This window comes from Pseudonocardia yuanmonensis (assembly GCF_039542425.1).
GTDB lineage: Bacteria > Actinomycetota > Actinomycetes > Mycobacteriales > Pseudonocardiaceae > Pseudonocardia > Pseudonocardia yuanmonensis.
This window is the reverse complement of sequence record NZ_BAABIC010000004.1, coordinates 368,803-381,598: the sequence shown is the minus strand read 5'-3', so window position 1 is coordinate 381,598 and position 12,796 is coordinate 368,803. Positions and strand designations below refer to the sequence as shown.

General features: G+C 74.5%; 7 protein-coding genes. 6 read left to right on the top strand and 1 reads right to left on the bottom strand.

What is annotated here, in order from left to right:
• The first annotated feature begins 45 nt into the window (after positions 1-45).
• Together ABD990_RS08315 and ABD990_RS08310 are read left to right on the top strand one after the other, a co-directional pair.
• Entirely contained in the window at positions 46-1,218 is a 1,173-nt protein-coding gene (locus ABD990_RS08315; RefSeq protein ID WP_345379493.1) for an acetoin utilization protein AcuC, read from the top strand.
• A gap of 4 nt (positions 1,219-1,222) precedes the next feature.
• Positions 1,223-4,111, top strand: a complete 2,889-nt coding sequence (locus ABD990_RS08310; protein WP_345379491.1) for a bifunctional acetate--CoA ligase family protein/GNAT family N-acetyltransferase — start codon at positions 1,223-1,225, stop codon at positions 4,109-4,111.
• 58 nt (positions 4,112-4,169) lie between these two features.
• On the opposite strand, the gene ABD990_RS08305 is transcribed toward ABD990_RS08310, so the two are convergent.
• Positions 4,170-5,840 (bottom strand): fumarate hydratase, encoded by a 1,671-nt coding sequence (locus ABD990_RS08305; protein WP_345379489.1) that lies wholly within the window; start codon positions 5,838-5,840, stop codon positions 4,170-4,172.
• A 273-nt stretch (positions 5,841-6,113) separates the two neighbouring features.
• Between ABD990_RS08305 and ABD990_RS08300 the strand changes: the two genes are divergently transcribed.
• The 4 genes from ABD990_RS08300 (at position 6,114) to ABD990_RS08285 (ending at position 12,789) form a co-directional block, all read left to right on the top strand.
• Entirely contained in the window at positions 6,114-8,567 is a 2,454-nt protein-coding gene (locus ABD990_RS08300) for a phosphotransferase (RefSeq protein WP_345379488.1), read from the top strand.
• A 170-nt stretch (positions 8,568-8,737) separates the two neighbouring features.
• A complete protein-coding gene (locus ABD990_RS08295) occupies positions 8,738-11,083 on the top strand; it encodes a xanthine dehydrogenase family protein molybdopterin-binding subunit (protein WP_345379487.1) in 2,346 nt (781 codons plus the stop codon).
• Positions 11,084-11,230: 147 nt separating this feature from the next.
• Complete coding sequence (locus ABD990_RS08290) at positions 11,231-12,055, top strand: fumarylacetoacetate hydrolase family protein (RefSeq protein ID WP_345379486.1); 825 nt, start codon at positions 11,231-11,233, stop codon at positions 12,053-12,055.
• Positions 12,052-12,789 carry a maleylpyruvate isomerase family mycothiol-dependent enzyme gene (locus ABD990_RS08285; RefSeq protein WP_345379485.1) on the top strand — a complete coding sequence of 246 codons (738 nt, stop codon included), beginning with the start codon at positions 12,052-12,054 and terminating at the stop codon, positions 12,787-12,789. Before ABD990_RS08290 ends, ABD990_RS08285 begins: the two co-directional genes overlap by 4 nt.
• Positions 12,790-12,796: the final 7 nt, after the last annotated feature.

Genomic DNA, 12,796 nt, shown 5'->3' with positions numbered 1-12,796 from the left:
TCCGGCACGTGGCCGCACGCGGCCGATTCGCCTACCGTCCGCGTCATGAGCCCGCGCACCTCGGTGGTCTGGACACCGGAGTTCCTCACCTACCAGCTGTCGGACGACCATCCGCTGAATCCGGTGCGGCTCGACCTGACGATGCGGCTGGCGCGCCAGCTCGGCGTCCTCGACGGCGTCGAGCTGCTCGCCCCCGAGCCCGCCACCGAGCAGGACCTGCTGCGCGTCCACGAGCCCGGCTACCTCACGGCGGTGAAGTCCGCGCCGGAGATGCCGTTCGACGTCGGGCACGGGCTCGGCACGGACGACAACCCCATCTTCTTCGGCATGCACGAGGCCAGCTCGCTCATCTGCGGTGGCTCGCTGCTGGCCGCGCGCGAGATCGCCGAGGGCCGGGCGGACCGGGCCGTGAACATCGCCGGCGGGCTGCACCACGCCATGCCGGGGCGGGCGGCCGGGTTCTGCGTCTACAACGACTGCGCGGTGGCCATCGCCTGGCTGCTCGAGCAGGGCTACGAGCGGATCGCGTACATCGACGTCGACGTGCACCACGGCGACGGCGTGCAGGCGGCCTTCTACGACGACCCGCGGGTCATGACCATCTCGCTGCACCAGCACCCGCTCACGCTGTGGCCGGGCACCGGCTGGTCGGCGGAGCTGGGCAAGGGCAAGGGCGAGGGGTACTCGGTGAACATCCCGCTGCCGCCCGGCACGGGGGACGCGGGCTGGCGCCGCGCCTTCCACGCGATCGTGCCCTCGCTGCTCGAGCAGTTCCGCCCGCAGATCCTGGTCAGCGAGTGCGGCGCCGACGCGCACTCCGAGGACCCGCTGGCCAACCTCGAGATGTCGGTGGACGGGCAGCGCGCCACCTACCAGGCCATGCGCGAGCTGGCCGAGACCACGGCCGGCGGGAAGTGGCTCGTGCTCGGCGGCGGCGGGTACGCGCTGTTCCGCGTGGTGCCGCGGGCGTGGACCCACCTGCTCGCGACGGTCCTCGACCGGGACCTCGACCCGGCGACGACCATCCCCGCGGACTGGACCGCCCACGCCACCTCGATCACCCGGATGCCGCTGCCGGTCTCCATGACGGACGACGCCGACCCCTCGTACTCCCCGTGGGGCGACGGTCGGGCGGACCGGGTCGACGGCGGCCTCGTCGACACCCGACGGGCCGTCTTCCCCCTCCACGGCCTCGACCCCGACGACCCCCGGGACTGAGTACATGCCTGATCGCGCACCCCACCCGGCCGACCCGAGCGGCAACCCCGCCGGAACCGTCACCGCCGATCCCCGCCCGGCCCCCGCCTCCGACGGCACCTCCACCCGTGCCACCGACGGCACGCCCACGGGCGAGCCGGAGGCGACCGCCCCGGTGCCGCCGGGCGAACCGGCCGCCGGGCCCGCCTATCCGCGGCACTGGGAGGCGGACATCGTCGCCTCGGACGGGCGGATCGTGCACCTGCGCCCGATCCAGCCCAGCGACGCCGACGCGCTGCTGGCCTTCCACCAGCGGCTGTCCGACCGCACCCGCTACCTGCGCTACTTCGGGCCCTACCCGCGGATCCCCCCGCGCGACCTCGAGCGGTTCGTCACCGTCGACCACCACAAGCGGGTCGCGCTCATCGCGCTGCTCGGCGACGAGATCATCGCCGTCGGCCGGTACGAGGGCCTGGGCGACCCCGACAAGCCGGACGAGCCGGTGACCTCGGCCGAGGTCGCGTTCGTGGTGCGGGACGACCACCAGGGCCGCGGGCTGGGCTCGATCCTGCTCGAGCACCTGGCGGCGGCGGCCCGGGAGAACGGGCTGAGCCGCTTCGAGGCCGAGGTGTTGGTCGAGAACCACGCCATGGTCCGCGTCTTCCGCGAGGCCGGCTACCAGGTGCGGCGGGCCTTCGCGGAGGGCGTGCTGCACCTCGAGTTCGACATCGACCCCACCGAGCGCTCCCTCGCGGTGCGGGACTCCCGCGAGCAGGCCGCCGAGGCCCGCAGCGTCGCGAACGTCCTCAACCCGACGTCGGTGGCCGTCATCGGGGCCTCCACGGACCCGTCGAAGATCGGCCACGCGGTCCTGTCGAACCTGCTGAAGGCCAACTTCACAGGACCCGTCTACCCGGTGAATCCCGACGCCCGATCGGTGCGCGGTGTGCGCGCCTATCCGTCGGTCACGGACATCCCCGACCCGGTCGACCTGGCCGTCGTCGCCATCCCCGCCGCCGGGATCGACGAGGTCATGGACTCCTGCCTGGAGAAGGGCGTCAAGGCGCTGGTCGTGGTCAGCTCCGGGTTCGCCGACGCCGGCGGGCACGGCGTGAGCGCCGAGCGCAAGCTCGTCGCGGAGGCCCGGGCGCACGGCATGCGGGTGATCGGGCCGAACGCGCTCGGCGTGGCCAACCTCGCCGACGAGGTCCGGCTCAACGCCAGCCTCGCCCCGGACCTGCCGCCGCGCGGGCGGGTCGGCTTCTTCAGCCAGTCCGGCGCCCTGGGCACGGCCATCCTCGCCACGGCGAAGTCCCGCGGCCTCGGGCTGTCCACCTTCGTCTCCGCCGGTAACCGCGCCGACGTCTCCGGCAACGACCTGCTGCAGTTCTGGCAGACCGACCCTGCGACGGACGTCGTGCTCCTCTACCTGGAGACCTTCGGCAACCCGCGCAAGTTCGGCCGGCTCGCGCGCCGGCTCGCCCGCACCAAGCCGGTGGTCGCGGTGAAGAGCGGGCGGCACGCGCGGCCCGAGCGGCTCCGGGAGAGCGCCGTCCCGATCGACGACGCGAGCGTGCGGGCGCTGTTCGAGCAGTCCGGCGTGATCCGGGTCGAAACCATCGCGCAGCTGTTCGACACCGCGCTGCTGCTGGCCTACCAGCCGCTGCCCAGGGGCCGCCGGGTCGCCGTCGTCGGCAACTCGACGGCGTTGAACGTGCTGGTCACGGACGCGCTGCGGGACGAGGGCATGCAGACCGCGGGCGACCCGGTCGACGTCGGGGCGGCGGCGTCGCCGGAGGAGTTCGCCGCCGCCGTCGGCCGGGCGCTGGAGGCCGACGGCGCGGCCGAGGCGGACTCGATCGTCGTGGTGTTCGTGCCGCCGATCGCCACCCCCGGCGCGGAGTACGCGCGGGTGCTGCGGGAGACCGCGGGCCGCGGCGCGGGCGCGGACAAGCCCGTCGTCGCGGTGTTCCTGGCGATGGAGGGCGTGCCGGACGAGCTCGCCGTCCCGCTGCCGGACGGCACGCCCGGCCCGGGGTCGGTGCCGTCGTACGCCAGCCCGGAGCGGGCGGTGCAGGCGCTGTCCCGGGTCGCCCGGTACGCCGACTGGCGGGAGATGCCGGTCGGGGAGTTCGTGCAGCCGGACGGGATCGACCTCGACCGGGCGCGCGCGATGGTCGAGCGGCTCGGCGTGACGGCCGACGCCGTGGACACGACCTCCGCAGACGCCGTCGAGGCGGCCACCCGCACGCTGACGGACGACGAGGCCGTCGAGCTGCTGAGCTGCTTCGGCATCTCCGTCACCACGTTCCGGCGGGTCCGGGGCGCCGACGCCGCGGAGGCCGCCGCCGAGGAGCTCGGCTACCCCATCGCGCTCAAGGCGGTGGGGGACCGGTGGCGGCACCGCACCGACCTGGTCGGCGTCCGCCTGGACCTGGGCTCGGCGGCCGCGGTGCGCCGCGCCCTCGCGGACCTGGAGCGGGTGACCGGCAAGGACGAGGTCTACGTGCAGCGGATGGCGCCGAAGGGCACCTCCTGCGTGCTGGAGGTGGCGGAGGACCCGTCCTTCGGCTCGCTGCTGTCCTTCGGGATCTCCGGGATGGCCACCCAGCTGCTCGACGACCGGGCCTTCCGGGTGGTGCCGCTGTCGACCGAGGACGCGGCGGCGCTGATCCGGGCGCCGCGCGCTGCGCCGCTGCTCACCGGGTACCGCGGCTCCGAGCCGGCCGACCTGGCCGCGCTGGAGGACCTGGCCCTGCGGGTCGGGGCGATGGCCGAGGCGCTGCCGGAGGTGCGCTCGCTCGCGCTCGACCCGGTGCTGGCCTCGGCCGCGGGCGCCTTCGTCACCGGTGCGCGGGTCGTCCTGGGTCCGCCGCCGACGCGGGACGACCACGGCCCCCGCCGCCTCGGCTGAACGGACGAACGGCGCTCTCGCTCACCAGGAAGGAGCGAGAGCGCCGCTCGATCACAGGTCAGGTGCGGAAGGTGACCTGCAGGGTCGGGGTGCTGGTCTCGGCGAAGAAGTCGTTGCCCTTGTCGTCGACGACGACGAACGCGGGGAAGTCCTCCACCTCGATCTTCCAGACCGCCTCCATGCCGAGCTCCGGGTACTCCAGCACGTCGACCTTGCGGATGCAGTCCTGCGCGAGCCGGGCGGCGGGACCGCCGATGGAGCCCAGGTAGAACCCGCCGTTGGCGGCGCAGGAGTCCGTGACCTGCTTCGAGCGGTTGCCCTTGGCCAGCATCACCAGCGACCCGCCGGCCTCCTGGAACTGCCGCACGTAGGAGTCCATCCGGCCCGCCGTCGTCGGACCGAACGAGCCCGACGCGTACCCCTCGGGCGTCTTGGCCGGCCCGGCGTAGTAGACGGGGTGGTCCTTCAGGTACTGCGGCATCGGCTCGCCCGCCTCCAGCCGCTCCGCGATCTTCGCGTGCGCGATGTCGCGGGCCACCACGAGCGGGCCGGTCAGCGAGACGCGGGTCTTCACCGGCAGCTGCGACAGCGTCGCGCGGATCTCGGACATCGGGCGGGTGAGGTCGATCCGGACGACCTCGTCCGCGCCGGACTCGGCGAGCTGCTCCTCGGTGACGTCCGGCAGGTACCTGGCCGGGTCCCGCTCGAGCTGCTCGAGGTAGACGCCGTTCGCGGTGATCTTCGCCTTGGCCTGGCGGTCCGCGGAGCAGGACACCGCGATCCCGACCGGAAGCGAGGCGCCGTGCCGGGGCAGCCGGACGACGCGGACGTCGTGGCAGAAGTACTTGCCGCCGAACTGCGCGCCGATGCCGAAGTTGCGGGTCAGCTCCTGGACCTGCTGCTCCAGCTCGGGGTCCCGGATCGCGTGCCCGAGCTCCGAGCCCTGGGTCGGCAGGGCGTCAAGATAGCGCGCCGAGGCCAGCTTGGCGACCTTGAGCGTGTACTCCGCGGACATGCCGCCCACGACGATCGCGAGGTGGTACGGCGGGCAGGCCGCCGTGCCGAGCGAGCGCAGCTTCTCGTCGAGGAACGCGGCGAGCCGCTTCGGGTTCAGCAGAGCCTTCGTCTCCTGGTAGAGGAAGGTCTTGTTGGCCGAGCCGCCGCCCTTGGCCATCACCAGGAACTCGTACTTCGGGGTCTGCCCGGGCGCCGCGTAGAGCTCCACCTGCGCCGGCAGGTTCGTGCCGGTGTTCTTCTCCTCCCAGAAGGACAGCGGCGCCATCTGCGAGTACCGGAGGTTGAGCTCGTCGTAGGCCTCGAAGACCCCGCGCGAGACGGCCTCCTCGTCGGCGCCGCCGGTCAGCACCGTCTCGGTCTTCTTGCCGATGACGATCGCGGTGCCGGTGTCCTGGCACATCGGCAGCACGCCGCCCGCGGACACGCACGCGTTGCGCAGCAGGTCGGTGGCGACGAACCGGTCGTTGCCGGAGGCCTCCGGGTCGTCGATGATCGCGCGCAGCTGGGCCAGGTGGGAGGGCCGCAGGTGGTGCTGGATGTCCTTGACGGCCTCGCGGACCAGGCCGGTGATCGTGGTGGGATCGATCTCGAGGAACGTCCGGCCGGGGAACGACGGGGACTCGACGAGCTTCCCGGCGGGAAGGTCGAGCTCGCGGTACTCGGTCGCGTCGTCCCCGAGCGGGAGCACGTCGGTGTGGTGGAACTCGGGCATGGGTGGACGCTACCTCCGGCCCGCGTCCCGACCGGCACGCTGCGGGCGTGATGCTCGCCCCGCGCCGTCGGCCCGGCCCGCCCGTGCCCCCGGCGTCCCTGCGCCGCGACCCGACCCCACCCCGCCCGGTGCGTCCCGGTGTGACCGGAACCTCGCACCGCCGACCGATCCGCTCGCACCGCCCGTCCCGGGCAGCACACCGCACATCGTTCGGCCGCCGTTCATATTCACGCCACCCGAGCGAGGCGTGCGCGTCTTGCTAGCGTCCCGCCGGTGGAGAGCCGCGGCGTACGGGCGCCAGATGACCCGCCGAGACCGCCACCCTCCCCAGCGGGCACGGAGGACCCGCTGGACGCCGCGACCACGGTCCCCGACGGCCTCGCCGTCCGCGGGCGCGTCGTGCGCAATCCGCTGCGGGGCGCTGTCCGCAGCGCCGCCCACCGGGACGGCCTCGCCCTCATCCTCGGCTCCGGCCTCACCTCGGCCGTCGGGCTCGTCTACTGGGTCCTCGCGGCGCGGCTGTTCCCCGCGGACGTCGTCGGCCTGAACCAGGCCGCGCTGTCCGCGGTGATGCTGCTGGGCAGCGTCGCGCACCTGAACATGACCTATGCGCTGCTGCGATTCGTCCCGGTCGCAGGCCGGGCCGCGCGGCGCATGGTGATCGCCGGGTACCTGGCCGCCGGCGCGCTCGCGGCGCTGGTGGGGCTGGGCTTCGCGCTCGGCGCGCGGTGGTGGGCACCGGATCTCGTGGCCGCGGTGGGCCACGAGCGCCTGACGGTGTTCTTCGTGCTCGCGACGCCGGTGTGGGCGCTGTTCACGGTGCAGGACTACGTGCTGACCGGCATCCGGCGCGCGACGGTCGTCCCGCTGGAGAACGGCGTCTTCGCCATGCTCAAGGTCGGGTTGCTGCTGGTCGCGCTGCTCGGCACCGTGACCGGGGCGATCGCGGTCTCGTGGATGGTCGCCACGGCGCTGCTGGTCCTGGTGGTCAACGTCTGGTTGCTCGCCCGCGCGCTGCCGCGGTTCTCCCGCGAGCACGAGGCGGCGGGCGGCGCCATCGAGCGGGTCACGGTCCGCGACTTCGCCGGCTTCGTACGGGCCGACTACGCGGGCGCGATCTTCCAGCAGGCCGCGATGTTCGGCATGCCGGTCCTGGTGCTCGGCCGGCTCGGCCCCGAGGCCAACGGCGCGTACGGGATCGTCTGGCAGATCGCGCAGGCGCTGTTCGTGGTGTCGTCCGGAATGAACCAGTCGATGGTCGCCCATTCCGCGGCCGACGCCGCCTCGGCGGACACCGTCGAGACCGCCCGACGCACGACGATCCGCCGCTCGCTCACCCTCGTCGTGCCCGGCGCGCTGGTCGTCGCGGTGGGCTCGCCGCTGATCCTGGCGGTGTTCGGCACCGGGTACGCGCGGGAGGGCGCCGTCGCGCTCGCGCTCACCGTCCTCGCGGCGGTCCCGTACGCGGTGACCTCGGCGACCGTGAGCGCCGCGCGGGTCCGCCGCCGGGGCGCCGTGCAGTTCGCGGTCCCCGCCGCCGCCGCGGTGCTGGTGATCGGCGGCTCCTGGCTGCTGCTGCCGGTGCTCGGGATCGCCGGTGCCGGGCTGGCGTGGCTGGGCGGGCAGTCGGTGGTGGCCCTGGTGATCCTGCTGGTGACCGCGCGGTGGCTGCCGCCGGTCCTGTCCCGCCGGCTCGACGCGCTGCGCTCGGCCGGGCTGCTGCGGCGCATCGGCGGGGCCGGCACGCTGCTGCACACGGTGCCCGGGGGCGCGGGATGGACGCTGGGGGAGCGGCTGGCGGGCGGCTCGGAGTCGGTCGTGGTGCGGCTCGGGTCCGGCGGGTCCGGGAACGACCCCGCCGCCACCGCCGCGGGCGCCCTGCTCAAGGCCTGCGACACCCCGCGCAGCCGCCGCGGTCTCGCCTGGCAGACCGAGGTGCTCGACCGGCTGCACGCCGACCCGCGGATCGGGCACCTGCACCCGCTGCTGCCCCGGGTGCTGGGGGCGGGCGACGTCGGGCGCAGCCACTGCGTGATCGAGTCGGTGTTGCCGGGGGAGAGCGGCCTCGTCGTGCTGCGCGACCCGGCGCGGACGGCGCGGCTGGTCGACAGCGCGGTGGCGACGATCGGCGAGTTCCACCGGCACACCGGCCAGGTCCGGCCGATCCGGGACGACGACCTGCGCGCCTGGGTCCACGAACCGCTCACCCGGGTGCGGGCGCTGGTGCCGCGGGCCCGGCACGCGGACGTCCGCGCCCTCGGCGAGGGACTCGACGCCGCCCTGCGCGGCCGCCGCGCCGCGATCGGCTGGAGCCACGGCGACTTCGCCCCGGTGAACCTGCTCGCCGACGCCGAGGGCCGGGTCAGCGGGATCGTCGACTGGTGCGAGGCGCGCCCGACCGGGCTGCAGGTGCTCGACGTGGTGGAGGTGCTGGTGGGGTCGGCGCGGCACGTGGCCGGCCGCGAGCTCGGGGCACAGGTGCTGGACTGGCTGGCCGAGACGCCGGCCGAGATCGGCGACCGGATCGCCGGCGCCCAGCGCGGGGCGGACCCGCTCGACACCCATGCGCTGATCGTCCTCGGCTGGCTGCAGCACGTCTCCGAAGTGGCCCGGAAGTCCGCCCGCGCCTCGGCGAACCCGGTGTGGGTACGCCGCAACGTCCGCGCCCCACTGCGCGGGGCGCGCGCCGCGCTCGGCACCCCCGGCGCCCGTGACGTGGTCGGGTGACCGGACCGGCCCCCGTCCGGTCCGGTCACCCCGGGCGACACCGACGGCGCGCCGGAGGACGGCGCCCGCGGTGCGGGTAGGAGGGGGGCACCCACGACCCTCCCGGAACGTCACCGTCCACGTCAAACGTCCGGTCGGCTTCTCCACCCGCACGTCGTAATGTGAGTCACATGCCTCATTCCATTCTCGGGACCGCCGTGCGGCGGATCGAGGACCCCGACCTGATCACCGGAGCCACCACCTACGTCGGCAACGTCGTCGCGGGCCGCACGGACGTGCTGCACGCGGCGTTCGTCCGCTCCCCGCTGGCGCACGCGCACGTCACCGGCATCGACACCTCCGCGGCCGCAGCGGCCGAGGGCGTCGTCGCCGTCTACACCGCCGCGGACCTGGAGCTCCCCGCGCACCACGGGCTGATGGTGCTCAACCCCGACATGCCCCGCCCGCCGCTGGCCACGGACCGGGTCCGGTTCGTGGGCGAGGCCGTGGCCCTGGTCGTCGCCGAGTCGAAGGCCGCCGCGGTCGACGCCGCCGAGCTGGTCGAGGTCGACTACGACCCGCTGCCCGCCGTCGTCGACCCCGAGGCGGCGCTGGCCCCCGACGCCCCGCTGCAGTTCCCCGACGCCGGCTCCAACGTGGCCGGCGGGCTGCGCTCGGCCGAGGGCGCCGCGGTGCTCGACGGCGCCGAGGTCGTCGTCCGGGCCCGGATGGTCAACCAGCGGATCGCGGTGGTGCCCCTGGAGGGCAACGCGATCCTCGTCGACCCGACGGACGCCGACCACGACCTCGTCGTGCACGTCTCCACCCAGATGCCGCATGGCTTCCGGGCCCAGCTCGCCGGTATCTTCGGGCTGGAGGCGGACGCGGTGCGGGTGATCGCGCCCAACGTCGGCGGCGGCTTCGGCGGCAAGGCCGGGATGATCGCCGAGCACACCGCGACGGTCGGCGCCGCGCGGGCGCTGGGCCGCCCGGTCGCCTGGGTCGAGACGCGCTCGGAGAACCTCGTCTCGATGCCGCACGGGCGCGGCCAGGTCGCGTACTACGAGCTCGGGCTCACCCGCGAGGGCCGCATGACCGGCCTGCGCTGCAGGGTCGTCGGCGACGCGGGCGCCTACGCCGGGTTCGGCGGCGCGCTGCCGCTGCACATGACCTACGTGATGGCCCCGGGCGTCTACGACATCCCGAAGGTCGGGTACGACGCCGTCGCCGCGCTGACCAACACCACGCCGATGGGCGCGTTCCGCGGGGCCGGCCGGCCGGAGGCCGCGGCGCACCTCGAGCGGCTGGTCGACATCGCCGCGGCCGAACTCGACCTCGACCCGGTGGAGCTGCGCCGGCGCAACTTCCTCGACCCCTCCGCCTTCCCGCTGACGACCCCGGTCGGGGCCAACTACGACGTGGGCGACTACGACCTGCCGCTGCGCGAGGCCCTGCGGCTGGCCGACTACGAGAAGCTCCGCGAGGAGCAGGCCGCGCGCCGGGAGGCCGGCGACCCGGTGCAGCTGGGCATCGGCGTGTCCGTGTACGTGGAGATCACCGCGGGCGGCGGGGGCAGCGAGTACGGCTCGGTGCGGGTCCACCCGGACGGCACGGCCACCGTGCAGGCGGGGACGTCGGCGCACGGGCAGGGGCACGCGACGTCGTTCGCGATGCTCGTGTCGGACCGGCTCGGCATCCCGATGGAGAAGATCACCTACGAGCAGTCGGACACCGCCAGCGTGCCGCGCGGCGGCGGCACCGGCGGCTCGCGGTCGCTGCAGATGGGCGGCTCCGCGGTCCGGGTCGCGGCCGACGACGTCCTGAAGGAGGCGATCCAGCGGGCGGCGGCGCTGCTCGAGGCCGACCCGGACGACGTCGCGCTCACGGACGGCGGCGAGTTCGGCGTGACGGGTGTCCCGTCGGCCACCGTGACCTGGCAGCAGGTGGCCGCCGAGGGCGAGATCTTCGCCGGCGTCGACGAGCAGCAGGCCGACGCCACCTACCCCTTCGGCGCGCACCTGTCCGTGGTCGAGGTCGACACGGACACCGGTCGGGTCCGGCCGCGGGCGCACATCGCCGTCGACGACTGCGGGCGCGTGCTCAACCCGCTGCTCGTGGAGGGGCAGCAGCACGGCGGGCTGGCGCAGGGCATCGCGCAGGCGCTGTACGAGGAGGTCCTCTACGACCCGGAGGGCAACCCGACCACCGCCACGCTCGCCGACTACCACATCCCCACCGCGGCGGACCTCTTCTCGTTCGAGGCCGTCACCACCGAGACGCCCACCCCGCGCAATGTCCTCGGCGCGAAGGGGATCGGCGAGTCCGCGACGATCGGCTCCACGCCGGCGGTGCAGAACGCGATCGTCGACGCGCTGCGTCCGTACGGGGTCACGCACGTCGACCTGCCGTGCACCCCGGAGCGCATCTGGCGGGCGATCCGGGCCGGCGGCGGGGAGCCGTGGCGAGAGCCCGCGGACGTCTTCGCCGGGCTCCCGGTGCGGGGCGGGGACTCGCAGGACGAGTCCGGGGCGATCTAGGACGCGGCCGTACGGCCGCATGATCCACAGGACGGTTCGGCCGTCCGGGGGTGGGTGCTCCCGGCACCCACCCCCGGGGCTGAAATCGGGCCCGCCGTGGCGCAGACTCTTGCCCGTGACGCGAGGAGCGAGCGTGGAGCGCACGCGATGAGGCTGGCCACCATCCGGACCGCGGCGGGGACGCGCGCGGTCCGCATCGACGCGAGCGGGGCGACCGAGACCGGCGACGCGGACCTGCGGGCCCTGCTGTCCCGCCCGGACTGGGCCGAGCACGCAGCGGCCGCCGCCGGACCCGCGCACGCCGTCGAGGGACTCGACTACGCGCCCCTGGTGCCCTCGCCCGAGAAGATCATCTGCGTCGGGCTGAACTACCGGGACCACGTCCTCGAGATGGGCAACGAGCCGCCCGAGTACCCCACGGTGTTCGCGAAGTACGCGCCCGCGCTCGTCGGCGCCCACGACGAGATCGAGCTGCCCACCGTGTCCGAGCAGGTCGACTACGAGGCCGAGCTGGCCGTGGTGGTCGGGCGGCCGGTGCGCAACGCGGACGAGGCCTCCGCGGCGGCGGCCATCGCCGGCTACACGATCCTCAACGACGTCAGCGTGCGGGACTACCAGAATCGCACCAAGCAGTTCCTGCAGGGCAAGACCTTCGAGCACAGCACCCCGCTGGGCCCCGTGCTCGTCACGCCGGACGAGCTGCCCGAGGGCGGCTGGGCGATCTCCTCGACGCTCGACGGCGAGGTCATGCAGGACTCGACCACGGACCAGCTCGTGTTCGGGGCCGTCGACCTGATCGTCTACCTGTCGGCGATCCTCACCCTCAACCCGGGCGACGTCATCGCCACCGGCACCCCCGGCGGCGTGGGCCACGCGCGCCGGCCCCCGCGATACCTGACGGACGGCGCCGAGCTGGTCACCGCGATCGCGGGCATCGGCGAGTGCCGCAACGTCTGCCGGCTCGCGAAATGACGCGGACGCTGTCGCTGTCGCTGGCGTGGGCCGGCGACGGTGCGGCGCACCTGCGCGGGCTGTTGGACCGGATGGGCGACGACGCCTTCCGGGCCCCGTCCGCGCTGCCCGGCTGGACCCGGGCGCACGTGCTCAGCCACGTCGCCCGCAACGCCGAGGCGATGATCAACCTGCTGCACTGGGCGCGGACGGGGGAGGAGACCCCGGCCTACGCCGACGACGCCCAGCGGGACGCGGACATCGAGGCCGGGTCGCGGCGGGAGCCGTCGGCGATCCGCGAGGACGTGGTCGCGACCTCGGACAGGCTCGCGCAGGTCGTCAAGGCGATGCCCGAGGAGGCGTGGTCGCGCAGCATCCGCAACCGGCAGGGGCAGGAGGTGCCGGCCACGGAGATCGCCTGGATGCGCGCGCGGGAGATGTGGATCCACTCCGTGGACCTCGACGTGGGCGCCTCCTTCGAGGACTTCCCGCAGCCGATGCTGTGCGAGCTCGTCGCCGACGTCGCCGCGAACCTGGCCGCCCGACCCGGGGTGCCGGCGGTGCGGCTGGTCGCGAGCGACCGCAACCAGGTGTGGTCGACGGCGTCCGAGGGCGTGCGACCGGAGGTCTCGGTCGAGGCCCCCGTGGCCGATCTCGCGGCGTGGGTGTCGGGGCGCGGCCGGTCGCGCCGCGTCCGGGCGGTCACGCCCGAGGGCGAGCCGATGCCGGTGCCGGAGCTGCCCGCCTGGCTGTGACCGGACC